This window comes from Spirillospora sp. NPDC029432 (assembly GCF_040703975.1).
In the GTDB taxonomy this organism is placed as follows: domain Bacteria; phylum Actinomycetota; class Actinomycetes; order Streptosporangiales; family Streptosporangiaceae; genus Spirillospora.
The window spans coordinates 1-24,408 of the sequence record NZ_JBEZWH010000011.1; the positions used below are offsets into that span (position 1 = coordinate 1).

Below are 24,408 nucleotides of genomic sequence, written 5' to 3' on the forward strand. Positions count from 1 at the left end.
ATACGGTCTTCAGCGGCCAAATATTTGATCTCATCAAGAATGGGATACCTGGAGAACCAAGTCTCCTCAGCATGGACGCGATATACGCGGCGGCCTGCTCGTCGGCGGGCTGCTGGTCCGCTGTATCCGCCTCTTCCTCCTCCTCGGCGGCGGGCTCTTCCGCCGCGGGCGGGGGCGGGGCCGGGGTGTCGTCGATCTCGGGCGGTGGGCCGGCGGGGCGGCTGGCGCGGCGTCGCACGGAGGCCGTGCCGGTGCCGTCCTGATCGTTATCGGTGGCCGAGTCGGCTTCGTTCTCAAGCATGCGGGCAATCTCCCGTCAGGCTCCCGGGCGCGACCCCGTTCCGCCGTTCTGGGCGGGACGGTGCGGTGCGCCGCACGGGAACTCTCCGTCAGTCGTCGGTGCCGTCGCGGCCCGGCCACGGTCGTGGCCCGGCAGCGACGACGAAGTCGTCGGGGGCGCGCCCGTCGTCCCCTGGGAACCGGTTCCGTGTCGCCACGGCTTCGGCTCTACGAACGGGCGCCGGCGACATCCGTGCCCGCGGCCGGCAGCGCAGCGCCGCGCGCCGTCACGGCTTCGTCGCCGGACGGCCGTTCGGCCACCCGACCGGAGGAAATGTCCCGGTCGGGCTCGAGCGGATCCGTGAGCTCACCGGTGTCCGCGTCGAGGGGCCCCTGCGCCAGCCTGGTCACCAGTGGCGGTGACGGCGGCGCGAGGTCGGCGACCTGGCGCAGTCCGGTGAGGATGTCGTCGGGTCGCACGGCAGGTGTTGTATGCCGTACAACCATTCGAAGTATTGCACAAGGGGCATCCGCCGCCTCCTCGGCGCGCCGGTCGGCCTCCAGGCGGAGGCTGGACACGGCGGCGCGCACGTCGAAACGGCGGCGTCCCTTCTTGGTGAGGCGTTCCACCTCGATCACGCCCGCGTCCAGGAACGCGGCCACGGCCCCGGCGGCGTCGGTCTCGGCGACGCCGTCCAGCCGTATCCGCCACTCGGACGCCGCGAGCCGATCCGCCAGCGCGCTGGTCTTGGCCTGGCCGGCGGCGACGACATCCACGATGTCGAGCCCGGCCGGCAGCGCGGCGTCGAGGTCGGCCCGCACCCGCGCAGGGTCGCGGGTCTCGGTGAGCGCGATCTCCAGGTACTCGGCCTCGCTCGCCACCCCGGTCGCCGCCGCACCCGCGTACGAGATCTTCGGGTGCGGAGTGAATCCCGCGCTGAACGCGACCGGAATCCCGGCGCGCCGGACGGCGCGTTCCACGGCCCGGGAAATGTCGCGGTGGCTCGTGAACCGCAGCCTGCCGCGCTTGGCATAGCGAACGCGGAGGCGCTGGATCACGGGGGCCGGTGCGGGACCCTCCGGCATGGGAGCCAGGGCTCTAGTCCTTCCTACTCGTGCCGAGTCGAAAACGTCTCCCTATAGAGTACGGGGCGCCCGAAGCGACCGCGCCCGGCGAGGGGGCGGTGACGCTCCGGACGCCCCGTCGCGACCTGGCTAAACGACCGACAGGGGCAGGAGTTTCTTGCCCGTCGGGCCGATCTGGATCTCGGTGCCCATGGTGGGGCAGACGCCGCAGTCGTAGCAGGGCGTCCAGCGGCAGTCCTCGACCTCCGTCTCGTCGACGGCGTCCTGCCAGTCCTGCCAGAGCCACTCGCGGTCGAGGCCGGCGTCCAGGTGGTCCCAGGGCAGCACCTCGACCTCGTCGCGCTCGCGGACGGTGTACCAGGCGAGGTCGACGGGCTCGGCGTCCAGGGCCTTGTCGGCGCAGGCCGTCCAGCGGTCGAAGGAGAAGTGCTCGCTCCAGCCGTCGAAGCGGCCGCCGTCCTCCCAGACCGCGCGGATGACCTTGCCGACCCGGCGGTCGCCGCGCGACAGCAGGCCCTCGATGATCGACGGCTGGCCGTCGTGGTAGCGCAGGCCGATCGCGCGGCCGTACTCCTTGTCGGAGCGCAGGGCGTCCTTGAGCGCGCGCAGGCGGCGGTCGACGGTCTCGTGGTCGCACTGGGCGGCCCACTGGAACGGCGTGTGCGGCTTGGGCACGAACCCGCCGATGGACACCGTGCAGCGGATGTCCTTGCGGCCGGTGGCGTCGCGCCCGGCCTGGATCACGCGCTTGGCCATCCCGGCGATGGCGAGGACGTCCTCGTCCTCCTCGGTCGGCAGGCCGCACATGAAGTACAGCTTGACCTGGCGCCAGCCGTTCTCGTACGCGGTGGTCACGGTGCGGATCAGGTCGTCCTCGGTGACCATCTTGTTGATCACCTTGCGCATCCGCTCGGAGCCGCCCTCGGGCGCGAACGTCAGCCCGGAGCGCCGCCCGCCCCGGCTGAACTCGTTGGCGAGGGTGATGTTGAAGGCGTCGACGCGGGTGGACGGCAGCGACAGCGAGGTGTTGGTGCCCTCGTACCGGTCGCCCAGCCCCTTGGCGACGTCGGTGATCTCGCTGTGGTCGGCGCTGGACAGGCTGAGCAGCCCGACCTCCTGGAAGCCCGACTCCTTGAGGCCGGTGTCGACCATCTCGCCGATCGTGGTGATCGAACGCTCCCGGACCGGCCGGGTGATCATGCCGGCCTGGCAGAACCGGCAGCCGCGGGTGCAGCCGCGGAAGATCTCCACGCTGAACCGCTCGTGCACGGTCTCGGCCAGCGGGACCAGCGGCTTCTTCGGGTACGGCCACTGGTCGAGGTCCATGACGGTGTGCTTGTCGACCCGCCACGGCACGCCGGGCCGGTTGGGCGCCACCCGCTGGATGCGGCCGTCGGGCAGGTAGGTCACGTCGTAGAACTTGGGCACGTACACGCCGCCGGACGCCGCGAGCCGCGCCAGCAGCCCGTCGCGGCCCTCGGGCCGGCCCTCGGCCTTCCACTCCCGGATCACCTCGGTGATCGCCAGCGCGATCTCCTCGCCGTCGCCGAGCACGGCGGCGTCCAGGAAGTCGGCGATCGGCTCCGGGTTGAACGCGGCGTGCCCGCCGGCCAGCACGATCGGGTGCTCCTCGCCGCGGTCGGCGGCCTCCAGCGGGATGCCCGCGAGGTCCAGCGCGGTGAGCAGGTTGGTGTAGCCGAGCTCGGTCGAGAACGACACGCCCAGCACGTCGAACGCCCCGACCGGGCGGTGCGCGTCGACGGTGAACTGCGGGATGCCGTGCTCCCGCATGATCGCCTCAAGGTCGGGCCACACGCTGTAGGTGCGTTCGGCGAGGACGCCGTCGCGCTCGTTCAGGATCTCGTAAAGGATCTGGACGCCCTGGTTGGGCAGGCCGACCTCGTAGGCGTCCGGGTACATCAGGGCCCACCGGACGTCGGCCGCGTCCCAGTCCTTGATCTGGGAGTTCAGCTCGCCGCCGACGTACTGAATCGGCTTCTGCACGCGCGGGAGCAGCGGCTCCAGTCGCGGGAAGATCGACTCGACAGGCATGCAAGGTCCTCCGATGGCATGGACGCGTGATGAGTCATCCAGCGTACCGCCGGGCGCGACCGCGCCCGGTCCGTCAATCGAACGGCCGGCGCCTCAGGTGGACGGCCTGCAGCAGCCCCAGCGCGATCATGTTGGCGAACGTCGCGGACCCGCCGTACGACACGAACGGCAGCGGCAGCCCGGTGATCGGCATGATCCCCAGCGTCATCCCGATGTTCTCGAACGCCTGGAACGCCATCCAGCACACGATCCCGGAGGCGACGAGGGTGCCGAACAGGTCGGCGGCCTGGGTGGCGATCCGCAGCCCGCGCCACATCACCACGCCGAGCAGCAGGACGATCACCGCGGCGCCGAGGAAGCCCAGCTCCTCGCCCGCGACCGTGAAGATGAAGTCGGTCTGCTGCTCGGGGACGAAGTGCCCGCCGGTCTGCTCGCCGTTGAACAGGCCCTTGCCGGTCACGCCGCCGGAGCCGACCGCGATCCGGGCCTGCTGGGCGTTGTAGCCGGCGCCGCGCGGGTCGGCGGACGGGTCCATGAACGCCGTGAACCGGGCGATCTGGTACGGCTTGAGCAGCCCGAGGAACCAGACCGCGAACGCGGTGAGCAGCCCGGCGCCGACGAGTCCGCCCAGCCAGCGCTTCCGGGCGCCGGAGACGGCAAGCATGCCGAGCACGACGGCGATGAAGACCAGCGTGGTGCCGAGGTCGGGCTGGAGCATGATCAGTACGGCCGGGAAGCCGGCCAGCACCAGCGCCAGCAGCATGTCCTTGTCGCCGGGGCCGACCTCGCCGTCGCGCGGCTCGCCGAGGATCATCGCCAGCAGCACGACCAGGCCGACCTTGGCGAACTCCGACGGCTGGAGCTGGAACCCGCCGCCGATCACGATCCACGAGTGCGAGCCGTTGATCGTGTCGCCGAGCGGGGTGAGCACCGCGACCAGGCCGACGCAGGCCAGGCCGTACAGGATGGGCGCGTACGCGCGCAGCAGCCGGTAGTCGAGCACGGCGACCAGGCCGCCGACGCCGAACGCCAGCGCGAGGTTGAGCAGGTGCCGCTTGAGGAAGCCCTCGGGGTCCTTGCCCTGCTCGGTGAGCAGCTGCCAGGTGGCGGAGCGGACCAGCAGCGCGCCGATCACCGACAGCGCCAGCACGGTCAGCACCAGCACCCAGTCGAGCCGGGCGAGCACGGCCACCAGGCGCTGCCGCCGGCTGTGGTCGCCGTAGCCGCCGAGCGAGCCGACCCCGGCCCCGGCGTCGCCCCCCAGGATCATGGTGCGGTGCCCTCCCGCCGGGCCTGCGGCAGCTGGGGGAGCTCCGCGGGCAGCCTGCCGTCCTTGAGCGCGGGTTCCTTGCCCTTGGCCCCGTACATGGCCTCGTAGATCGCGCGGACGGCGGGCGCGGCTGTGGAGGCGCCGGTGCCGCCCTGGGAGACCATCGCGACCACGGCGTACCGCGGCTTGTCGGCCGGGGCGTAGGAGGCGAACCAGGAGGTGTCGCCCTTGCCCCAGACCTCGGCGGTGCCGGTCTTGCCGGCCACCGTGACGCGCTTGAAGTCGAAGCCGTTGAACGCGCCGCCGGCCGTGCCCTTCTTGGGCACCTCGGCGAGGGCGTCGCGCATGTACTTCAGGACCTTGCCGTCGACCGGCAGCTTCTTCGGCTCGGGCGGCTGGATGCGCCGCGCCACGCTGCCGTCCGGGTTCATGACCGCGAGGCCGACTCGCGGGACGACGAGCTTCCCGCCGTTGGCCAGCGCCGCGTACGCCCGGGTGAGCTGCAAGGGGGTGACCAGGATGTCGCCCTGGCCGACCGAGAAGTTGGCCGCGTCGCCGGCGCGCCACACGTACCCCTCGGCGCAGTTCTCGGCGGCGACGGCCTTGAGGTACGCGGCGCGCGCCGGATCGGTCTTGGCGACCTCCGGGTAGCCCTGCTTGGCGCCCTTGCAGTCGGCCTTCTTGGTGGCGTTCCAGTAGTCGCGCTTCCAGCCCCGGTCGGGGATCCGGCCGGGCGTCTCGCTCGGCAGGTCGATGCCGCTGCGGGAGCCGAAGCCCCAGTGCCGGGCCATCTCGACCATCGGGTCCTTGGGGTCCTTCTTCGGCTTCATGCCGCCGTCGCGCTGCCACTGCTCGTACGCGAACTTGTAGTAGATCGTGTCGCAGGAGACGACCAGCGCCTTGTGCAGGTCGACCGGCCCGTGCGCGGTGCTCTCGAAGTTGGTGAACGCGCGGCTGCCGACGTTGTACGAGCCGGGGCACGGGTAGATGCCGTTCAGGTCGTAGCCGTCGGCGACCGCCGCCGCCGTCGAGGAGATCTTGAACGTGGAGCCGGGCGCGAACTGCCCGGCGATCGCCCGCGAGATCAGCGGCTCGCCGCGCTTCTTGCCGAGCAGCGCGTCGTAGTCGTCCTGGGAGATGCCGCCGGTCCAGATGGACGGGTCGTAGGTGGGGCGGCTGGCCATCGCCACGATCCGCCCGGTGCCGACCTCCATCACGACCGCGGCCGCGGCGTCGGCCTTCTCGCCCTGCTGCCGGGCCGACTTCATCGCGTCGTCCAGCGCCTTCTCGGCGGCGCCCTGGATCTTGGCGTCGATGCTGGTGACCAGCGTGCCGCCGGGGACGGCCTGCTGCTCGGACTTGGTGCCGGTGACGCGCCCCTGGCTGTCGACCAGGACGCGGCGCAGCCCGGGCTCGCCGCGCAGGTCGCCGTCGTACATCGCCTCCAGGCCGTCCCGGCCGACCAGGTCGACGCCGCTGTAGCCGGTGACCCGGAGCCCCTTGCGCTTGTCGACCTCCTCCTGCGTGATCGGCTGGAGGTAGCCGAGCGCCTGGACGGCCGCGGCGCCCTCCGGCTTGGGGTACTCCCGGATGGCCTGGACCGCCGCGGTCACGCCGGGGAACTCCTCCTGCCGCTCCATGATCTGGAGCGCGCGCTTGGGGTCGACCCGGTCGTCCACCGGGATCGGCTGGTACGGGGAGCCGGGCCAGCAGGGCCGCTTGATGCCGGGGCCGCACAGCCGGATCCGCTTGGACAGCTCGTCGTAGGAGGTGCCGAGGACGCCCGCCAGCCGGGTCAGCACGCCCCGGCCGCGGTCCTTCTGCCGCGACAGGGTGGTCCGGTCGACCGACACCACCAGCGCGCTGCGGTTGCGGACCAGCGCCCGGCCCGAGCTGTCGAGGATGGAGCCGCGGACGGCCGGGACGACGATGTCGCGGGTGCGGTTCTGCGCCGCGATCTGCCGGTAGTGCTCGCCGTCGAGGACCTGCATCGTCCACAGCCGGCCCATGAGGACCAGCAGCAGCGCGCCGACCAGGACGTACAGGACCACGAGCCGGAAGTGGGTGCGCGGGTTCACAGGCCGGACCCCCGCCCCGACATCGCGCGGTAGCGGGCGGGCGGGACCGACAGCCCGTCGCGGGACCGCTCGGCGCGCTCCTGGCGTCCGGTGACCTTGAGGACCGACCAGACCACGAACGGGCTGGCGATCACGTCGTACAGGACCTGGAGCGGCACCATCCGCGACACCAGGTCCCAGCTGGATCTCGGATCGCCGAGCATCATGCCGGTCAGCGCGTACAGGATCGTCCCGGCCAGCGCGCCCGCGGCGACCGCCAGGAACGGCACCAGCGTCTGGCGGTCCATCTCGGCGGCGGCCAGCCCGCAGACGGCGCCGATCAGGCAGTAGACCAGCGCGTACCGGCCGATGGTGTGGTCGGCGGGCGGGATGATGTCGGCGGCCAGCCCGGCGGCGAACCCGGCGACCATCCCGGTCAGCGAGCCCGACACCAGCGCCAGCGCGACCACGGCGAGCAGCACAAGGTCGGGCGTGATCTGGCCGGGCAGCGGCAGCCGGTTGGCCACCGACACCTGCAGGATGAGCGCCACCACGAGAACGGCTCCCGTGACGAGGTTGCGGCCTGCCGGCGACGTCTCCGGTGCGGTCAGCACGTCATTCCCCCGAGGTCGGCTGGGCGGTGGTCGGGCGCGGTTCCCGGCTCGACCGCTCACGCGGCCGGTCGCCGGGCTCGTCGCCGGGCCCGTCGGTCGGCTTCGCGGTGGGGGTGGGCGTCGCCGTCGGGCTGGGCCGGGGCTTGGGCGGCAGTACGGCGTCGCGCGGGTCGGCCTTGGGCGGCGCGACCACGACGGCGACCACGTCCAGCGTGGTGAACCGGGTGAACGGGCGGATGTACGCCATCCGGGTGAGCCCGCCCGCCGGCGCGTCGATGCGCTCGACGGTGCCGATCGGCACGCCCGGGACGTACGGCCGCTCGCCCTGCGATCCGAGCGTGACGAGCCGCTGGCCGACCTTCATGGGGGCGTGCGCGTTCAGGAGCTGGAACTTCAGCGGGGTCGCGCCGCCGCCGCCGAAGCCGCGGCGGCCGGTGCCCTGGAGGATCCCGATCTCCTTGGAGTCCTCTAGGCGGCTGCCGACCGAGGACGTCACGTCGGTGGCCAGCAGCACGGTCGCGGTGGCGGGTCCGACGCGGGTGACGCGGCCGACGAGCCCGTCGGCGCTCATCACCGTCATGTCGGGCTTGACGCCGCTGCGGCTGCCGACGTCCAGCGTGACGGTGTCCTCGAAGCCCTGGCCCGCGGAGATCACCTGAGCAGCCACGATCTTGTAGCCGCCGATCCCGGCGGTGCCGAGCAGCCGGTCGAGCTGCGCCGACCTGGCCTGGTCCAGGCCGCGCGCCCGCAGCTGCTCGCGGAGCCGCTGGTTCTCGCGTTCGAGCCGGTCGGCGCGGCGGCGCTGGTCGGGCGCGTCGGTCACCGCGTCGAACGTGTTGCCGATCGGCCGGACGACGGCCGCCGACACCCGTTCGACCGGGCCGAAGATCGTCGCGCCGAGTCCGCGCAGGCCGCGCAGCGGGGAGTCGTCCCCGCCCCGGTAGTCGACCGTGATCAGCGTGAGCGCGACGGCGAGCAGCACGCCGAACACCACGCGGGTCCGCCGGGTGTCCTTCACCCACCGACCTCCCGATTCGTCGTCTGTGGGCGGAGGGTCAGTTTCCCCTCTCGGGGCGGTCCCCCATGCCCCCAGAAAGGCTTCGCCTACTCATCAGTGCCTCGGCTCCGGCACGAGCACCTGCCGCAGCGACTCGAAGTCCTCCACGCACTTGCCGGTGCCGAGGACGACCGAGTCGAGGGGGTTGTCGACGAGATGGATCGGCATCCCGGTCTCCTCGCGGAGCCGCTCGTCGAGGTTCTTGAGGAGCGCGCCGCCGCCGGTGAGGGCGATGCCGCGGTCCATGATGTCGCCCGACAGCTCGGGCGGGCACTTGTCGAGGGTGGTCTTGACCGCGTCCACGATGGCGTTGACCGGCTCCTCGATCGCCCGCCGGACCTCCTCGGCGGAGATCACGACCGTCTTGGGCAGGCCGCTGACCAGGTCGCGGCCGCGGATCTCGGCGTGCGGCTCCTCGTCCCCGGCCGGGAACGCCGAGCCGATCGCCATCTTGATCTCCTCGGCGGTGCGCTCCCCCAGCATCAGGGAGTACTCCTTCTTGGAGAACGAGATGACGGCCTGGTCGAGCTCGTCACCGCCGACCCGTACGGACTGGCTGGTGACGATGCCGCCGAGCGAGATGATCGCGACCTCGGTGGTGCCGCCGCCGATGTCGACGACCATGTTGCCGGTCGGCTCGTACACCGGGAGCCCGGCGCCGATCGCGGCGGCCATCGGCTCCTCGATGATGTAGACCCGGCGGGCGCCGGCCTGGTAGCCGGCCTCCTTGACGGCGCGCTGCTCCACCCCGGTGATGCCGCTCGGCACCGCCACCACGATCCGCGGCTTGGCGAAGTGCCGCCGCTTGTGGACCTTCTGGATGAAGTAGCGGAGCATCCGTTCGGTGACGTCGAAATCGGCGATGACCCCGTCTTTCAGGGGGCGCACAGCGACGATGTTCCCGGGAGTGCGGCCGATCATCCGCTTCGCCTCGATGCCCACCGCGACGATCTTCCCGGTGTTGGTGTTGATCGCCACGACCGAGGGCTCGTTGAGGACGATGCCGCGCCCGCGCACGTAGACGAGCGTGTTCGCGGTGCCAAGGTCGACCGCCATGTCACGGCCGAGAAACGACAGCTTGTTACCCATGGAAAAAGGGAGCCCTTCGTGCTTGACGGGCGTGCAGAGCGGCGGTCCCATCGTAACGCGACGAAGCCGGGCAGGGCAGGCACCCTTCCTCCGCGCGTTGCCCAAAATACCGGTGTTGAACAGGTGAGTTTTAAGCCAAAGACAACGCGGGCCGGAAGATCCGGCCCGCGTGTCCGGACGGTCGCGATCAGCCCAGGTCGGGGAAGAAGAGCTTGATCTCGCGCTCGGCGGAGTAGGTGGAGTCGGAGCCGTGCACGATGTTCTCGCCGATCTCCAGGGCGAAGTCCCCGCGGATGGTGCCGGGGGACGCGCTGACCGGGTCGGTGGCGCCGGCCAGGGCGCGGAAGGCCTCGATCGCGCGCGGGCCCTCGACCACCATGGCGACCAGCGGGCCGCCGGTGATGAACTCGACCAGCTCGCCGAAGAACGGCTTGCTCGCGTGCTCCTCGTAGTGCGCCTCGGCGGTCTCGCGGGGCAGCGTCCGCAGCTCCAGCGCGGCGATCTTCAGGCCCTTGCGCTCGATCCGGGAGACGACCTCACCGATGACACCGCGGCGGACGCCGTCGGGCTTGACCAGGACAAGAGTGCGCTCGGACACGAAAGTTCTCCTTGGAAACAGATGGGATGGGTGGGCGCGCCCCTCTCGGGGGCCTGGCCGGACAGGCCGTGCACCACTGCGCGCGAAGCTTACCCGGCCAGGGGCTCCGGCACCGCCTCGCGCCCGGCGGGCTCGGCGGGCCCGGCCGGCGCGGCCGGCGCGGCCGGCGCGGCCGGCGCGGCGGGCCGGCGGCGCCAGAACGCCGCGGCCGCCGCCACGGCCAGCACCCCGGCCGCGACGAGCCAGTCGCGGTAGCCGGCCTCCAGCACGGCGAGCCGTTCCGGGGGCGTGCCCGGATCGGCCCGGTGCCAGCGCCCGGCCTGCAGCGACAGGGCCAGCAGCTGCCCGGTGAGGACGGCGGGGAAGCACAGGCCCAGGCCGAAGAGCGCCGCGCCCACGCCCGCGTCCCGCAGCGACGCCGCGAGCGCCGCCCCGACGCCGAGCCCGAGCGGCACCACGGCCAGCGGCGACGCGGTGGCGAACCCGATCGCCGCGGCCGCGGCCACCAGCGCGTGCCCCGCCGGCACGGCCCGCCGCACGACCGGCGGCCACACGGTGAGCAGGGCGCCCAGCAGCGCCGCCGCGCCGCCCGCCAGGAACGTCCCGAGCGGGACGCCGCCGCCCGCCGCGGCGAGCCCCGCCAGCGGCGCGGCCAGCGGGTACGTGAACAGGCCCGCCGTCACCATGACGGCCGCGCACCCGAGCGGGCTGCCCGCCGTGTCGTCCCATCCGGCGGCCGTCGCGAGCCCGCACAGCGCGACCAGCGCGATGCACGCCACCACCAGCAGCGCGCCGGGCGACCAGCCGTACGAGGCGGCCACGGCGAGGAACGCCAGCCCCGCCGCCGGGACGACCGGCAGCACGATCTGCCCGCGCTCGGCCCGCTTCGGGAGGTCGGGCGGCGCCTTCGGCCCCACGAGGCACAGCAGCAGCGCCCCGCAGGCGACGAACGTGGGCCACGGGAACGGCGCCAGCCCCGCGCGCCAGTCGGGTTCGCGCGGCACCAGCGACAGCGCCAGCGGCATCGCGACCAGCAGGCCTCCCGCGAGGGCGCCCGCCCACAGCGCGGTCAGGACGCGGCTGCGGCGCTCCCAGACCAGCACCGCGCTCGCCGACAGGGCGATCCCCGCCCCGGCGCCCTGGGCCAGCCGGCCCGCCGCGATCTGCGGCACCGCGTCCGCGAGCCGTACCGCCCCGAGGCCCGCGACCAGGCAGATCAGCCCGGTGCCCAGCACGGCCCGCGCGGGCAGCCGGCGCGCCGCGGCCGCCGCCAGCGGGACGGCGACCAGCAGGGCGGGCAACCCGAGCCCGGCCGCCCGCAGGAACCCCCGCGCGTCGCCGAGCCCGAGGCCGGTGCGCGCGGCGGCGAGGACCTCGAGGGACGTGTCGGGCGGCACGAGCGCCGCGGCGGCCGGGACGGCGGCCGCGAGCGGGGCGAGCCCCGCGGCGGCGGCTGCGGAACGGATGGACACGGCCCTCTCCTTCGGAGGTCGCCGCCCGCCGAGGCATTTGCTCCATTAAAGAAAAATGCCGGAATATTCGCCGGCCATTCGGCGGGCTAATGGTGAAGCCGTCCCCGCGAATTTAGCGCGCCGCCGCGCGCTCCGCCTTGCGTCCCATCCAGATGGCCGTTCCCCACAACGCGCCGAAAAGGACACCGAGGAAGAACATGGTCGGCACCATGAAACCGGTCGCGACGATGAGCACCTGCAGCCCCGTCCCGACCGGCACCGCCCACGGGAACCGCAGCAGCCCGGCCAGCAGCACGCACAGCACCGCCAGCCCGCCGCACACCAGCCCCGCCAGCGCGCCGTCCACCTTCAGCACCGCGACCGCCACCGGGATCGCCAGCCCGATCACGACCGCCTCGCTGGCCAGCACCGCCGCCTGCAGGCTCCGCACCGGGTTCCGCACCGTCCCGCGCCCGCTCGCGCTCATCGTCCCGCCTCCGCTCGCCGCGCACACCCCGGATGGCGGCTCATCGCTTCTTCTCCTCCACGCGCAGCAGCGTGCGGGCGTCCCCGGCCGTCACGACCGAGCCGGTGATCAGCACGCCGGCGCCCCGGTACTCCCCCGTCTCCTCGGCCAGGCCGATCGCGCGGTCGATCGCGTCGTCCAGGCGCGGCACGGCGTGCACGCGCTCCGTGCCGAAGATGCCCTCCGCCAGCTCCGCCAGCTCCTCCGGCGGCAGCGAGCGGGGCGAGGAGTTGCGGGTGACGACCAGCTCGGCGAGCACCGGCTCCAGCTGGTCGAGCATGCCCGCCACGTCCTTGTCGGCCGCCGCCGCCAGCACGCCGACCAGCCGGGTGAAGCCGAACGACTCGGTGACCGTCTGCACGGTCGCGGCCATCCCGGCCGGGTTGTGCGAGGCGTCCAGCAGGACCGTCGGGCCCGTCCGCACCACCTCCAGGCGGCCCGGCGAGGCGGACTTGGCGAAGCCGCTGCGCACCAGCGCCGGGTCGAGCTGGCCGGCGTCGCCGCCGGTGAACACCTCGCCCGGCGCGATCCGCGTCGCGGCCTGCAGATCGACCTCGCCGCGGGTCGGCGCGCCGCCCGCGAACGCCTCCACGGCCGCCAGCGCGGTCGCGGCGTTGCCCGCCTGGTGGTCGCCGAACAGCGGCAGGAAGATCTCGTCGTACACCGCGTGCAGGCCCTGGAGCCGCAGCTGCTGGCCGCCCACGGCGACGTCGCGGTTCAGCACGCCGTACTCGATGCCCTCGCGGGCGGCGGTGGCGCCGACCTCGACGACCCGGCGCAGCAGCACCTCGGCGGCCGCCACCGGCTGCTGGGCCAGCACCGCGACCGCGCCCGGCTTGATGATCCCGGCCTTCTCACCGGCGATCTCCTCGACCGTGTCGCCCAGGTAGCGGGTGTGGTCCAGCCCGATCGGCGTGATCACCGCGACCGCGCCGTCGGCGACGTTGGTGGCGTCCCAGGACCCGCCCATGCCCGCCTCGACGATCGCCACGTCCACCGGCGCGTCCGCGAACGCCGCGAACGCCATGCCCGTCAGCAGCTCGAAGAACGACAGCCGGACGCCGTGCTTGTCGTCGATCAGGCCCGCGTACGGCAGCACGTCCTCGTAGGCGCGCACGAAGTCCTCTTCGGAGATCGGCTCGCCGTCGATCGCGATCCGCTCGCGGAGCGTGGTCATCTCCGGGCTGGTGTAGAGCCCGGTGCGCAGGCCGCGCTCGCGCAGCAGCGCCTCGATCAGCCGGGCGGTGCTCGACTTGCCGTTGGTGCCGGCGACATGGATCACCGGGTACGCCCGCTGCGGCTCGCCCAGGAGGTCGACCAGATCGCGGACGCGGTCGAGGGTCGGATCGATGTCCCACTCGACCCCGCGGCTCATGATCGCGCCTACGGCGGCACGGTAGTCGGTTCCCTGGTTCACGACGCTCCAACGCTGCGAGAAGTGGCCCTCGCCAGCCTACTTGCCCCCTCCGCGAGCCCCGACCGGACCACTACACTCCCGATCCGTGATCATTTCGGGGCGGATGCCCGGCATCGTCACCTTCGACGCGGCCGTCGACACCCGGTCGCTGCCGCTCCGCCAGATCCCGGTGGTCCTCCTGCACCGGAGCGTCATGACCGCGCTCGGCCTCCCCGACCACACGCTGGCGGCGGTGACGCGCGGGCGCACCGCGACGGCGGCCTGGCTGGTCGGCTCGGACAACCGGCGGTGGCGGAGCTGCCCGACGCCCTGGCACTCGACCGTACGGCTGTCCGCACCGGTCTGGAACGCGCTGGGCGGCCGCACCCCGCCCGCCGCCGGAGAGCGGGTGGAGATCACGGTACGGCGGGAGCGGATGCCGGTGCTGCCCGCCCGGATCGAACGGCTGCTCGCGGGGAACGAGATCGGGCTGCACGCCGACGACGCCCGGCGGCTCGGCGTGCGCCGGTGGGCGTTCGTCAACCACGGCGGGATCCCGGCGCTGTGCCGGGTGCGCCGCACCAAGGAGGAGCGCGACCGCGGCCACGTGCGGCTGTCGTACCAGACCAGGATGCTGCTCGGGATCCCGCCGGGCGAGGGCGGCTTCGCGCGGGAGGTGCTGGTCGCCGCGCCGCCCGCGCGGGGCCGGCGGCGGCTGCGGGTCCGCGAGCCGCGCTGGGGCGACCGGGGGACGCGGTGGCCGGTACGGGCGTACCGGGCGCTGGGGGCGGCGTTCGAGCGGGCCGCCCAGGGCGCGCTGCGCGCTCCCGCGCTGACCTTCCGGACGCTGGAGGCGGCCACCCCCGGCGAGGACCAGGCGCCCACGGTACGGCTCGCCGAGGAGCTGTTCCCGCTGCTCGGCACTCAGCCCGGCAAGCAGGTGTACGTCGAGTGGGGCCCGGGCAACCGGACGATCGCCACGGCCCTGCCGCTGGGCGAGGTCGGCCGGGACGACTGGCCGGACACCTACGTCGTGGGGCGCGCGGTGACCGCGGAACGGCCGCCCGGCGTCGCGGTGGCGGGCGTCGGCGCGATGAGCCGCGCGGCGCTCGGCGTACCGCGGGTGGCGGTGGTGACCGTGCGCCGCCGGGTCGGGCCGCTGATCGTGGCCAAGCTCAACGAGCTGATCGTTCCCAGTACCGCGCTGATGGTGGCGCTGACCGCCGACATCAAGCTGAAAGCATGGAGCCTGGTGGCCGCCGGGGTGGTGATCACCGCGCTGCTGCTGGCGCCGCTGCGGCTGCGGCGCGATCCGAGGGGACGGAGCCGATGACCGCCGACGAGGTGTTCTTCCGCGAGTGGCGGGAGCGCGGTACGGGCGCGCGCCGCGACCTGGAGCGGGCGCGGGCGCTGGCCGAGATCCTGGGGCTGCCCGATCCGGACCGGCCCGTGCTGGCCGTCGTCGGCTCCAAGGGCAAGGGCACCGCCGCCGCGTACGCGTCCGCCGTGCTCGCCGCCGCCGGCCTGACGGCCGTCACCGTGACCAGCCCGGCCTACCGGGCCAACCGGGAGCGGATCCGGCTCGGCGAGTGGGCCGTGAGCGAGGCGGAGCTGGACGGGCTGGCCGGGAGGCTGCGCACCGCGATGCGGCGGCTCCCCCGGCGCGGCCGCGGCTACCTGTCTCCGTCCGGCCTGTTCCTGCTGGCGGGGGCGCTGCACGGCCGCCTCGCCGGCGCGGACGCGCTGGTGCTGGAGGCGGGCATGGGCGGCCGGTCGGACGAGGTCTCGCTGTTCCCGGCGACCGCGGTGGCGATCACGCCGATCTTCGGCGAGCACCTCGGCGTGCTGGGCGACTCCCCCGCCGAGATCGCCCGGGAGAAGGCCGGCGTGGTCGTGCCGGACACCACCCGCGCCGCCGTCTCCGCGCCGCAGACCGGGGATGTCGCGGAGGCGCTCCCGGAGGTCGAGACCGCCTCGCCGGGCGCGCTGCCGTCCGGCCTGGCGCCCGAAGGGCTGGCCCGCGCGGGGGCCGAGGTGGGGCATCTGGCCGCCGTGCGGATGCTGGAGGCGCTCGGGCGGGACGTCCCGCCGGCGCGGCGGCTGCGGGCCGCGCTGGAGACGCTCTCGCTGCCCGGACGGCTGTCCTGGCACCCCGTTCCGGGTGCGGACGGCGAGCTGCTGGCCGACTCGGCGATCGACCGGGCCGGGATCGCCGTGGCGCTGACCGCCGCGCGGGCCCGCTGGGGCGCCGTCGACCACGTCCTGCTGTGCCTGCCCGACCACAAGGACCTGGACGGCGCGATCACCGAGCTCGGCGGGCTGCCGGTGACGTTCGTCCGGCTCCCGTACGAGCACCTGCGCTTCTCCCGGCCCCTCCCGGAGTCCTGGCGGGTGGTCGACGCCGCGGACCTGCGTACGGCGGATCTGGGCGCCCTGGGACGCCGCCTCGTCGCCCTCGGCACCGTCTACTTCGTCGGGCGCGTCCTCGACCTGGTGGACGCCGACACCGAGCGGCTCTTCGACGTGCCCTAGGCCGGGGTCTTCTCCAGGTCGGCCCGCATGCGCCGGGTCAGCGCGTCCAGGCCGTCGACCCGGCCGTCGGGGGCCGGGGTGTTGGCGGCGACGAAGCCGAAGGAGTTCTCGGTCGCCCAGGCGCAGTAGAGGTGCGTGGCCGCCAGGACGGCGAACGTGCCGCAGGAGATCCTGCCGCCGCCCTTGAGCGGCCGGGCCGCGGCCGTCTTGATCACGGTGCTGGGACGGGCCTTCCGGAGGAACGCGGCCGGATCGCCGACCGGGGCCGTGCCACCGAGGAACAGCACGTTCTGCGCCCCGGTCGCCGGATCGCGGTAGACGGCGCCGGCCTTGGCGTCCTTCTCGACGCCGGCCGCCCGCGCGCCCGCCGCGATGAACGGGTACGCGGCGCTCGCGGCGGGCGGTTCGGCGTCCTTGCGGAGGCCGCCGGCCGTACCGGCGGCGCTGACCTTGCGCACGGGGACGTCCTCGCCGCCGGCGACGAGCGCCAGCCCGCCCGCGGCGACGGCGGCGGCCAGCACGCCCGCGCCGACCGCGAGCCCGGCCGCCAGGCCCTTCTTCGAGCGGCCCCGTTTCGTGGGGCCTGGCTGCGGCTGGGCAGGCTGCGGCTGGGCAGGCTGCGGCTGGACGGGCTGTGCCTGGACGGGCTGCGGCGCGGTCCATCCGGCGGCGCGCGGCTGCGGGCCCGTCGTGATCACCGCTTCGGCGGCCGGAACGGGCGCCGGGACGGGCTCCGGAGCAGCCGGCACGGGCGGCACGGGCGGCGGAGGCGCCACGGCCGCCGCGGCGGGCGGCGGCTCCGCCTGGACCACCGGGAACCCGTCGGTACGGGTCGCCGGCGGGTCCGCGAGCGACTCCGGCGGGGCGGGTTCCAGGGAGGACGCCGCCCACCAGGGGGCGACCGGCGGCGGCGCGGGCGGCAGCACGAAGGGCCGCCCGGCGTCCGCCGGCGGATCGGCCGGGTCGTCCGCGGGCCGGGGAGGCGATTCGGTCAACAGATCTCCCGAAACGGGGATCCCCCGGCCGGCCGGCCGGGGGATCGTCGGGTCAGGCGGCGGGCAGCGCGCCCAGCTGGGCTTCCAGTCGCTCGATGTCGGCCTCGGCGGCGGCGAGCCGGTCGCGGTTCTTGGCGACCACCTGCTCGGGCGCCTTCGCCATGAACGCCTCGTTGCCGAGCTTGCGGCGGGCCTGGTCGGCCTCCTTGCGGGCGGCGGCCAGGTCCTTCTCCAGCCGCTTGCGCTCGGCGGCCACGTCGATCGCCCCGGCCGTGTCGAGCCGCACGGTGACGCCCTCGACCGGCAGCGACGCCGTCTCCGTGAACGCCTCGCCCGGCTCGGTGAGCCGCAGCAGCGTCCGGATGCCCTCCTCGTGCGCGGCCAGCGGCGACCCGCCGAAGTCGAGGGCGGCCACGACCCGCTGCCCGGGCTTGAGGCCCTGGTCGCTGCGGAACCGGCGGACCTCGGTCACCATCCGCTGCAGCGACTCCACGAGCGCCTCGGCCTCTCCGGCGTGGCGGGAAGCGTCCCCGGCGGGCCACTCGGCCCGCACCAGCGTCTCCGCGCCGGTCAGAGAGATCCAGAGCTCCTCGGTCACGAACGGGATCACCGGGTGCAGCAGCCGCAGCAGCTTGTCGAGCACCTCGCCCAGCACGCGGCGGGTGACGCCGGCGCGCTCGTCGGCGAGCTGCACCTTGGCCAGCTCCACGTACCAGTCGCAGACCTCGTCCCACGCGAAGTGGTAGAGCGTCTCGCACGCCTTGGCGAAGTCGTAGCCCTCCAGCTGCGCGTCCACCTCGGTGATCACGCGGTTGAGGCGGGACAGGATCCACGCGTCGACCGTGGTCACCTCGTCCGCCGCGGGCAGGTCGCCGCGGACGTGCGCGCCGTTCATCAGCGCGAAGCGGGTGGCGTTCCACAGCTTGTTGCAGAAGTTGCGCGAGCCCTGCGCCCACTCCTCGGCGACCGGGACGTCGCCGCCGGGGTTGGCGCCGCGCAGCAGCGTGAAGCGGGTCGCGTCGGCGCCGTAGCGGTCGATCCAGTCCAGCGGGTCGACGACGTTGCCGAACGACTTGGACATCTTCTTGCCGTGCTGGTCGCGGACCATGCCGTGCAGCGCGATGGTCTTGAAGGGCTCGGCGCCGTCCATGGCGTACAGGCCGAACATCATCATCCGGGCGACCCAGAAGAACAGGATGTCGTAGCCCGTGACCAGCACCGACGTCGGGTAGAAGCGCTTGAGTTCGGCGTCGGCGTCCGGCCAGCCGAGGGTGGAGAACGGCCACAGCGCCGAGGAGAACCACGTGTCGAGGACGTCGGTGTCCTGCGTCCAGCCGGCGGGCGGCTCCTCGTCGGGGCCGGGGCAGACGACCTCGCCGTCCGGGCCGTACCAGACGGGGATGCGGTGGCCCCACCACAGCTGGCGGCTGATGCACCAGTCGTGCATGTTGTCGACCCACTCGAAGTAGCGGGCCGACATCTCCGGCGGGTGGATCGCGACCCGGCCGTCGCGGACCGCGTCTCCGGCGGCCCTGGCCAGCGGCTCGACCTTGACGAACCACTGGAGCGACACGCGCGGCTCGACGACCGTGGAGCAGCGCTGGCAGTGCCCGACCGAGTGCTCGTACGGGCGGATCTCCTTGACGATCCGGCCCTGCTCGCGCAGCGCGGCGACCACGGCGGGCCGCGCCTCGAACCGGTCCAGCCCCTCGAACGGGCCGTGCGCGGTGATCACGCCGCGCTCGTCCATGATCGACAGGGACGGCAGGTCGTGGCGGCGGCCGATCTCGAAGTCGTTGGGGTCGTGCGCCGGGGTGACCTTCACGGCGCCGGTGCCGAACTCGGGGTCGACGTGCTCGTCGGCGACCACCGGGATCGTGCGGCCGGTCAGCGGCAGCTCGATCTCGCGGCCGACCAGGTGCGCGTACCGCTCGTCGCCGGGGTGGACGGCCACCGCGGTGTCGCCCAGCATCGTCTCGGCGCGGGTGGTGGCCACCACGATCGCGTCGTCGCCGTCGCCGTACCGGATCGAGACCAGTTCGCCGTCGCGCTCGGCGTGCTCGACCTCGATGTCCGACAGCGCGGTCAGGCAGCGCGGGCACCAGTTGATGATCCGCTCGGCCCGGTAGATGAGGCCGTCGTCGAACAGCCGCTTGAAGATCGTGCGGACGGCGCGGGCGCGCGCGTCGTCCATCGTGAACGCCTCGCGCGTCCAGTCGACGCTGTCGCCGAGCCGGCGCATCTGGCCGAGGATCCGGCCGCCGGACTCGCCCTTCCACTTCCAGACCCGCTCGACGAACGCCTCGCGGCCCAGGTCGTGCCGGGACAGGCCCTCCTTGGCCAGCTCCCGCTCCACGACGTTCTGGGTGGCGATGCCGGCGTGGTCCATGCCCGGCACCCACAGCGCCTCGTACCCCTGCATCCGGCGGCGCCTGATCAGCGTGTCCTGGATGGAGTGGTCGAGGGCGTGCCCCATGTGCAGCGAACCCGTCACGTTCGGCGGCGGGATCACGATCGAGTAGGCGGGGGCGTCCGGGCGGCGGGCCGGGTCTGCGGTGAAGTGCCCGGCGGCTACCCAGCGCTCGTAGAGCTTGCCTTCGACGTTCCCAGGCTGATACTGGGTGGGCAGATCGACGTCGGCGGCCGCGGGGCCGCGCTCATGGCTGGGCGTTGTCACGGGACCGGATTCTACGGGTCCGCGAAAAGCGAGAACGCCATGACGTCCTGATGCGTCCAAATGATCGGTACGAACTTCGCATAGCGCCCCCTGACGAGCCCCTGACGCGCCTACCCGGCCGAGCCGACCCCTGGCAGGGCTCGACGGGCCCTGACCAAGGAGTCCTTGAATGAGCGGCTGGAACCCCCCGCCACCGCCCGGCGGTCCCGCCCCCGGCGGTTACGGATACGGCGGCATGCCCGGCCCGGGCGGCCCCGGCGGCCCGTACGCCCCGCCGATGCCACCGCCCCGGAAATCGTCCAGCGCGGGCCTGATCATCGGCCTGCTCGTCGGCGGCTTCGCGGTGGTCATCCTGATCGTCGTCGTGGTCGTCGTCGTGATCGCCAACAGCGGCCACAGCATCAGCACCCCGCCGACCGCCGGCGGCATGAGCCGCAACAGCTCGGCCGAGGCGCGGCTCTCGTCCCAGCTGAGCAGCCAGCGCAGCCTCATGCGCCGGGCCACCGGCTACGAGATCAGCAACGTGCAGACCGCCGTGTACGGCACCGGCTCCAGCCAGTACCTCTTCGTCGGCGGCGAGGGCGACGTCGACCCCGACACCCTCTACACCGACTTCCGCCGGGCCATGAGCCAGCAGACCACCAGCGGCATCTCGTCCTACACCATCCCGCTCGCGAACGCCGGCGGCGACGGGAAGGCCGTGTGCTCCACGCTGCGCAGCCGGACCACGACGGTCTCGTACTCCACCGCGGTCTGCGCCTGGGCCACCGGCAGCACGTTCGGGATGGTCATGCCGGTGCCGCAGACCACCGGGTCGCTGTCGCTCCCGCGCAGCTACACCTACAGCACGGTGGCGAGCGTGATGCGCAGCATGCGGGACGACATCGAGAGCTGACGGGCGCCCATCGAGAGTCGGGCCTCCCGCCGTTCCCCGGTTTCCCGCCGTGATCGGGACTCCGGTCACCTGACGCCGGGCCGCACCACCGGTCAGGCTGGAGTCCGGCGTCCGGCGGCGGAGACGAGGGAACGGCGGGAGGCACCGGATGGGATCGGTAGTGGCGCGTGCCGCCGCGCTGGCGGGGGCCTTCGCCGCCGGAGCGGCGGCCGCGCATCTGGCCGGCCTCCCCTACCTCAACCGGCTGACCGGCGACCTGCAGCGCTCCCGGGAGCGGATCCTCGCCACCCGCGAGGAGGAGCGGCGGCGGCTGCGCAACGACCTGCACGACGGCCTCGGCCCCACCCTGGCCGGGCTGGCGATGTCGCTGGACGCCGCCCGCCTCACGCTGTCCGGGGAGCCGGAGCGGATCGAGCCGGTGCTCACCGAGCTCCGCGACCGGCTGGCGACCGCCGTCGGGCAGATCCGCGAGATGGCGTACGGCCTGCGCCCGCCCGCGCTCGACGACCTCGGCCTCGCCGCGGCGATCGAGTCGCTCGCGGAGGGCTGCTGCGAGCGCGTGGACGTGCGGTTCGACGGCGAGCAGGGCGGGCTGCCCGCCGCCGTCGAGGTCGCCGCGTACCGGATCGTCGAGGAGGCGGTCGCCAACGTCCGCAAGCACGCCCGCGCCGGCACCGCGCTGGTGCTGATCAGCCGCGACGCCGACCTGCACATCATGGTCGCCGACTCCGGCGTCGGCCTGCCCGAGCAGCCGCGCGGCAACGGCCTGCCGCCCACCGGCGGGCTCGCCCGGATGCGGGAGTGGGCCGCCGAGGTCGGCGGCGGCTGCACCGTCACCACCCGCCCCGGAGTCGGCACGATCGTCACCTCCCGCCTGCCGCTGGCGGTGCCCGGCTACCATCGGGCATTCACCGGCGAAGGCGGGCGTACATGAGCACGGGCACGAACCCCGGCGGGGAGCTGATCAGGGTCCTGATCACCGACGACCACCCGGTGTTCCGGCAGGGCCTCAAGGGGCTGCTGCAGGCGCTGGGCGTCGAGGTCGTCGCCGAGGCCGAGTGCGGCCCGGACGCGGTACGGCTCGCCGCCGAGCTCCAGCCGGACGTGGTCGTGATGGACCTGCACATGCCGGGCGGCAACGGCATCGAGGCCACCCGCACGATCACCCGGACCAGCCCCCGGATCGGGGTGCTGGTGCTGACGATGTTCCAGGACGACGACTCGGTCTTCGCCGCGATGCGCGCCGGCGCCCGCGGCTACCTGCTCAAGGAGTCCGGCGCCGAGGAGATCGCCCGCGCGGTGCGGGCGGTCGCGGCCGGCGAGGCCATCTACGGTCCCGAGATCGCCCGCCGCGTGCTGGCGTACTTCACCGAGATGCCCGACCCCAGGCAGGCCGCGTTCCCGCAGCTCACCGAGCGGGAGCGGGAGGTGCTGGAGCTGGTCGCCCAGGGCCGCAGCAACCAGGAGATCGCCGGCACGCTCTTCCTGAGCCAGAAGACGGTCCGCAACCACGTCAGCAACATCTTCATGAAGCTGCACGTCGCCGACCGCGCCCAGGCGATCGTGCTGGCCCGCGAGGCGGGGCTCGGCGAGTCGCCCTCCCTGTAGCGGGGGCGGCGGCGTCCAGGACGGACGGCGAAACGCCCCTCCGGCCGGGAGGGGCGTCCGTACGCCGCCGCTATGCGCGCCGCGCCGTCAGGCCGACTTCTCCCTCGGCTCGCGCTTGGTGCGCTCGCGCGGGACGAGGGTCGGGTTGACGTGCTCGAGGACGGCCTCGCGGGTGATGACGACGCGGGCCACGTCCTGGCGGCTCGGCACCTCGTACATCACCGACTGGAGGACCTCCTCCATGATCGCGCGCAGCCCGCGGGCGCCGGTGCCGCGCAGGATCGCCTGGTCGGCGATCGCCTCCAGCGCGTCGTCGCTGAACTCCAGGTCGACGCCGTCCAGCTCCAGGAGCCGGTGGTACTGGCGTACCAGGGCGTTCTTGGGCTCGGTGAGGATGTTGATCAGCGCGTCCCGGTCCAGGTTGTGCACGCTGGTGATCACCGGCAGCCGGCCGATGAACTCCGGGATCATGCCGAACTTCAGCAGATCCTCGGGCATCACGTCGCCCAGGAACGCCGACGACTCGTCGAAGTCGGCCTTGGAGCGGATCACCGCGCCGAAGCCCATGCCCTGCTTACCGACCCGGGACTCGACGATCTTCTCCAGGCCGGCGAAGGCGCCACCGCAGATGAACAGCACGTTCGTGGTGTCGATCTGGATGAACTCCTGGTGGGGGTGCTTGCGGCCGCCCTGCGGCGGGACGCTCGCGGTGGTGCCCTCCAGGATCTTCAGCAGCGCCTGCTGGACGCCCTCGCCCGAGACGTCGCGGGTGATCGAGGGGTTCTCGCTCTTGCGAGCGATCTTGTCCACCTCGTCGATGTAGATGATCCCCGTCTCGGCCTTCTTGACGTCGTAGTCGGCCGCCTGGATCAGCTTGAGGAGGATGTTCTCGACGTCCTCCCCGACGTAGCCCGCCTCCGTCAGCGCCGTGGCGTCGGCGATCGCGAACGGGACGTTCAGTAGCTTGGCGAGCGTCTGCGCGAGCAGCGTCTTACCCGACCCGGTGGGACCGAGCAGCAGGATGTTCGACTTGGCCAGCTCGACCACGTCGTCCCGCCCCGTGTCGCCGGACTGGATGCGCTTGTAGTGGTTGTAGACGGCCACCGAGAGCGCCTTCTTGGCCGTGTCCTGCCCGATGACGTAGGAGTCCAGGAACTCGTAGATCTCCCGCGGCTTGGGCAGGCTGTCCCACTTGAGGTCGGAGGTCTCGGAGAGCTCCTCCTCGATGATCTCGTTGCAGAGATCGATGCACTCGTCGCAGATGTACACGCCCGGACCCGCGATGAGCTTTTTGACCTGCTTCTGGCTCTTTCCGCAGAACGAGCACTTGAGCAGGTCACCACCGTCGCCGATGCGTGCCACCCAACTGTCTCCTTTTCGTGGGGCCGCCCGCCTTGGAGGATGCGGCGCAGCTCGGTTGCGTCCCGAAGGCTTTCGACGTTGGACTCGACGTTACCGCCTCCAGCGGACTTGGTAAGCCCCCCGCCCGGAAGTGTGACGACCGGGCCGGGGGTCCACCACGTCCTAATGCCGTCTCAGGACGACACTACCTCGGCCTTGCGCTTCCTGCTGAGGAAGACGTCGTCCACCAGACCGTAGTCCTTGGCCTCGTCGGCCGTGAGGATCTTGTCGCGCTCGATGTCCCGGCGGACGTCCTCCAGGCTCTTGCTGCTGTGCCGGGCCAGGATCTCCTCCAGCAGCTCGCGGATCCGCATGATCTCGCGGGCCTGGATCTCGATGTCGCTGGACTGCCCGTAGGTGCCCTCGGTGGCCGGCTGGTGGATCAGGATCCGCGAGTGCGGCAGCGCCGCCCGCTTGCCCGGGGTGCCGGCCGCCAGCAGCACGGCCGCGGCCGAGGCCGCCTGGCCGATGCAGACCGTCTGGATGTCCGGCTTGACGAACTGCATCGTGTCGTAGATCGCCGTCATGGCGGTGAACGAGCCGCCGGGCGAGTTGATGTAGATGCTGATGTCGCGGTCGGGGTCGATCGACTCCAGCGTCAGCAGCTGCGCCATCACGTCGTTCGCCGAGGCGTCGTCGATCTGGACGCCCAGGAAGATGATCCGCTCCTCGAAGAGCTTGTTGTACGGGTTCATCTCCTTGACCCCGTACGTGGTGCGCTCGACGAACGACGGAATGATGTAGCGGTTGTCCACGGGCATCGGCGCGCCGCCGCCCGCGGCGCCGGGACGCATCAGATCGCTGAAGCCCGGCCGGATCATGTCG

Annotated in this window: 21 protein-coding genes; 5 read left to right on the top strand and 16 right to left on the bottom strand. The window is 73.1% G+C overall.

The annotated features are described in order from the left end of the window. From AB0881_RS11285 to AB0881_RS11340, 12 genes are all read right to left on the bottom strand, one after another. On the bottom strand, nucleotides 1-301 hold a 301-nt coding region (locus tag AB0881_RS11285; protein ID WP_366616210.1), incomplete at its 3' end, for a hypothetical protein. A gap of 206 nt (nucleotides 302-507) precedes the next feature. Next, complete coding sequence (locus AB0881_RS11290) at nucleotides 508-1,365, bottom strand: TIGR03936 family radical SAM-associated protein (RefSeq protein WP_366616212.1); 858 nt, start codon at nucleotides 1,363-1,365, stop codon at nucleotides 508-510. A 129-nt stretch (nucleotides 1,366-1,494) separates the two neighbouring features. Beyond that, complete coding sequence (locus tag AB0881_RS11295; protein WP_366616213.1) at nucleotides 1,495-3,417, bottom strand: TIGR03960 family B12-binding radical SAM protein; 1,923 nt, start codon at nucleotides 3,415-3,417, stop codon at nucleotides 1,495-1,497. Nucleotides 3,418-3,490: 73 nt separating this feature from the next. After that, on the bottom strand, nucleotides 3,491-4,687 hold the full coding sequence (gene rodA / locus AB0881_RS11300) for a rod shape-determining protein RodA (RefSeq protein ID WP_366616215.1): 1,197 nt from the start codon (nucleotides 4,685-4,687) through the stop codon (nucleotides 3,491-3,493). Further along, entirely contained in the window at nucleotides 4,684-6,765 is a 2,082-nt protein-coding gene (gene mrdA, locus AB0881_RS11305; RefSeq protein ID WP_366616216.1) for a penicillin-binding protein 2, read from the bottom strand. Before mrdA ends, rodA begins: the two co-directional genes overlap by 4 nt. Then, a complete protein-coding gene (mreD, locus tag AB0881_RS11310; RefSeq protein ID WP_366616218.1) occupies nucleotides 6,762-7,358 on the bottom strand; it encodes a rod shape-determining protein MreD in 597 nt (198 codons plus the stop codon). The genes mrdA and mreD overlap by 4 nt, the downstream gene beginning before the upstream one ends. 1 nt (nucleotide 7,359) lies before the next feature. Then, the gene (mreC, locus tag AB0881_RS11315) at nucleotides 7,360-8,376 is read right to left on the bottom strand and encodes a rod shape-determining protein MreC (RefSeq protein ID WP_366616220.1); all 1,017 of its coding nucleotides are present in this window, start codon (nucleotides 8,374-8,376) and stop codon (nucleotides 7,360-7,362) included. A 93-nt stretch (nucleotides 8,377-8,469) separates the two neighbouring features. After that, the gene (locus tag AB0881_RS11320; RefSeq protein WP_366616221.1) at nucleotides 8,470-9,504 is read right to left on the bottom strand and encodes a rod shape-determining protein; all 1,035 of its coding nucleotides are present in this window, start codon (nucleotides 9,502-9,504) and stop codon (nucleotides 8,470-8,472) included. Nucleotides 9,505-9,691: 187 nt separating this feature from the next. Then, complete coding sequence (ndk, locus tag AB0881_RS11325; protein WP_366616222.1) at nucleotides 9,692-10,102, bottom strand: nucleoside-diphosphate kinase; 411 nt, start codon at nucleotides 10,100-10,102, stop codon at nucleotides 9,692-9,694. An 89-nt stretch (nucleotides 10,103-10,191) separates the two neighbouring features. Further along, on the bottom strand, nucleotides 10,192-11,574 hold the full coding sequence (locus tag AB0881_RS11330; RefSeq protein ID WP_366616223.1) for a hypothetical protein: 1,383 nt from the start codon (nucleotides 11,572-11,574) through the stop codon (nucleotides 10,192-10,194). Between the two features lie 112 nt (nucleotides 11,575-11,686). Continuing rightward, nucleotides 11,687-12,040 carry a DUF4233 domain-containing protein gene (locus tag AB0881_RS11335; RefSeq protein ID WP_366616225.1) on the bottom strand — a complete coding sequence of 118 codons (354 nt, stop codon included), beginning with the start codon at nucleotides 12,038-12,040 and terminating at the stop codon, nucleotides 11,687-11,689. A gap of 40 nt (nucleotides 12,041-12,080) precedes the next feature. Then, the gene (locus tag AB0881_RS11340) at nucleotides 12,081-13,454 is read right to left on the bottom strand and encodes a folylpolyglutamate synthase/dihydrofolate synthase family protein (RefSeq protein WP_366616479.1); all 1,374 of its coding nucleotides are present in this window, start codon (nucleotides 13,452-13,454) and stop codon (nucleotides 12,081-12,083) included. A 127-nt stretch (nucleotides 13,455-13,581) separates the two neighbouring features. Here AB0881_RS11340 and AB0881_RS11345 point away from each other — a divergent pair, with 127 nt between their 5' ends. Together AB0881_RS11345 and AB0881_RS11350 are read left to right on the top strand one after the other, a co-directional pair. Continuing rightward, a complete protein-coding gene (locus tag AB0881_RS11345; RefSeq protein ID WP_366616227.1) occupies nucleotides 13,582-14,808 on the top strand; it encodes a hypothetical protein in 1,227 nt (408 codons plus the stop codon). Further along, entirely contained in the window at nucleotides 14,805-16,007 is a 1,203-nt protein-coding gene (locus tag AB0881_RS11350; protein WP_366616228.1) for a hypothetical protein, read from the top strand. Before AB0881_RS11345 ends, AB0881_RS11350 begins: the two co-directional genes overlap by 4 nt. On the opposite strand, the gene AB0881_RS11355 is transcribed toward AB0881_RS11350, so the two are convergent. Then, the gene (locus AB0881_RS11355) at nucleotides 16,004-17,002 is read right to left on the bottom strand and encodes a hypothetical protein (protein ID WP_366616230.1); all 999 of its coding nucleotides are present in this window, start codon (nucleotides 17,000-17,002) and stop codon (nucleotides 16,004-16,006) included. The genes AB0881_RS11350 and AB0881_RS11355 overlap by 4 nt on opposite strands. 52 nt (nucleotides 17,003-17,054) lie before the next feature. After that, nucleotides 17,055-19,679, bottom strand: a complete 2,625-nt coding sequence (locus AB0881_RS11360) for a valine--tRNA ligase (protein WP_366616232.1) — start codon at nucleotides 19,677-19,679, stop codon at nucleotides 17,055-17,057. Nucleotides 19,680-19,848: 169 nt separating this feature from the next. Here AB0881_RS11360 and AB0881_RS11365 point away from each other — a divergent pair, with 169 nt between their 5' ends. The 3 genes from AB0881_RS11365 (at nucleotide 19,849) to AB0881_RS11375 (ending at nucleotide 22,182) form a co-directional block, all read left to right on the top strand. Then, entirely contained in the window at nucleotides 19,849-20,574 is a 726-nt protein-coding gene (locus AB0881_RS11365) for a hypothetical protein (RefSeq protein WP_366616233.1), read from the top strand. A gap of 148 nt (nucleotides 20,575-20,722) precedes the next feature. Beyond that, on the top strand, nucleotides 20,723-21,508 hold the full coding sequence (locus tag AB0881_RS11370) for a histidine kinase (protein ID WP_366616235.1): 786 nt from the start codon (nucleotides 20,723-20,725) through the stop codon (nucleotides 21,506-21,508). Beyond that, on the top strand, nucleotides 21,505-22,182 hold the full coding sequence (locus AB0881_RS11375) for a response regulator transcription factor (protein WP_366616236.1): 678 nt from the start codon (nucleotides 21,505-21,507) through the stop codon (nucleotides 22,180-22,182). The genes AB0881_RS11370 and AB0881_RS11375 overlap by 4 nt, the downstream gene beginning before the upstream one ends. Before the next feature lie 87 nt (nucleotides 22,183-22,269). Here AB0881_RS11375 and clpX read toward each other — a convergent pair whose 3' ends face one another. Beyond that, nucleotides 22,270-23,544, bottom strand: a complete 1,275-nt coding sequence (gene clpX / locus AB0881_RS11380) for an ATP-dependent Clp protease ATP-binding subunit ClpX (RefSeq protein WP_366616237.1) — start codon at nucleotides 23,542-23,544, stop codon at nucleotides 22,270-22,272. A gap of 173 nt (nucleotides 23,545-23,717) precedes the next feature. After that, entirely contained in the window at nucleotides 23,718-24,377 is a 660-nt protein-coding gene (locus tag AB0881_RS11385; protein ID WP_366616480.1) for an ATP-dependent Clp protease proteolytic subunit, read from the bottom strand. Nucleotides 24,378-24,408: the final 31 nt, after the last annotated feature.

Bases quoted from the DNA above. Each gene is read 5' to 3' on its own strand.
- AB0881_RS11290 (WP_366616212.1), bottom strand. From the start codon at position 1,365: ATGCCGGAGGGTCCCGCACCGGCCCCCGTGATCCAGCGCCTCCGCGTT.
- AB0881_RS11295 (WP_366616213.1), bottom strand. From the start codon at position 3,417: ATGCCTGTCGAGTCGATCTTCCCGCGACTGGAGCCGCTGCTCCCGCGC.
- rodA (WP_366616215.1), bottom strand. From the start codon at position 4,687: ATGATCCTGGGGGGCGACGCCGGGGCCGGGGTCGGCTCGCTCGGCGGC.
- AB0881_RS11320 (WP_366616221.1), bottom strand. From the start codon at position 9,504: ATGGGTAACAAGCTGTCGTTTCTCGGCCGTGACATGGCGGTCGACCTT.
- AB0881_RS11335 (WP_366616225.1), bottom strand. From the start codon at position 12,040: ATGAGCGCGAGCGGGCGCGGGACGGTGCGGAACCCGGTGCGGAGCCTG.
- AB0881_RS11340 (WP_366616479.1), bottom strand. From the start codon at position 13,454: ATGAGCCGCGGGGTCGAGTGGGACATCGATCCGACCCTCGACCGCGTC.
- AB0881_RS11350 (WP_366616228.1), top strand. From the start codon at position 14,805: ATGACCGCCGACGAGGTGTTCTTCCGCGAGTGGCGGGAGCGCGGTACG.
- AB0881_RS11365 (WP_366616233.1), top strand. From the start codon at position 19,849: ATGAGCGGCTGGAACCCCCCGCCACCGCCCGGCGGTCCCGCCCCCGGC.
- AB0881_RS11370 (WP_366616235.1), top strand. From the start codon at position 20,723: ATGGGATCGGTAGTGGCGCGTGCCGCCGCGCTGGCGGGGGCCTTCGCC.
- AB0881_RS11375 (WP_366616236.1), top strand. From the start codon at position 21,505: ATGAGCACGGGCACGAACCCCGGCGGGGAGCTGATCAGGGTCCTGATC.
- AB0881_RS11385 (WP_366616480.1), bottom strand. From the start codon at position 24,377: ATGCGTCCCGGCGCCGCGGGCGGCGGCGCGCCGATGCCCGTGGACAAC.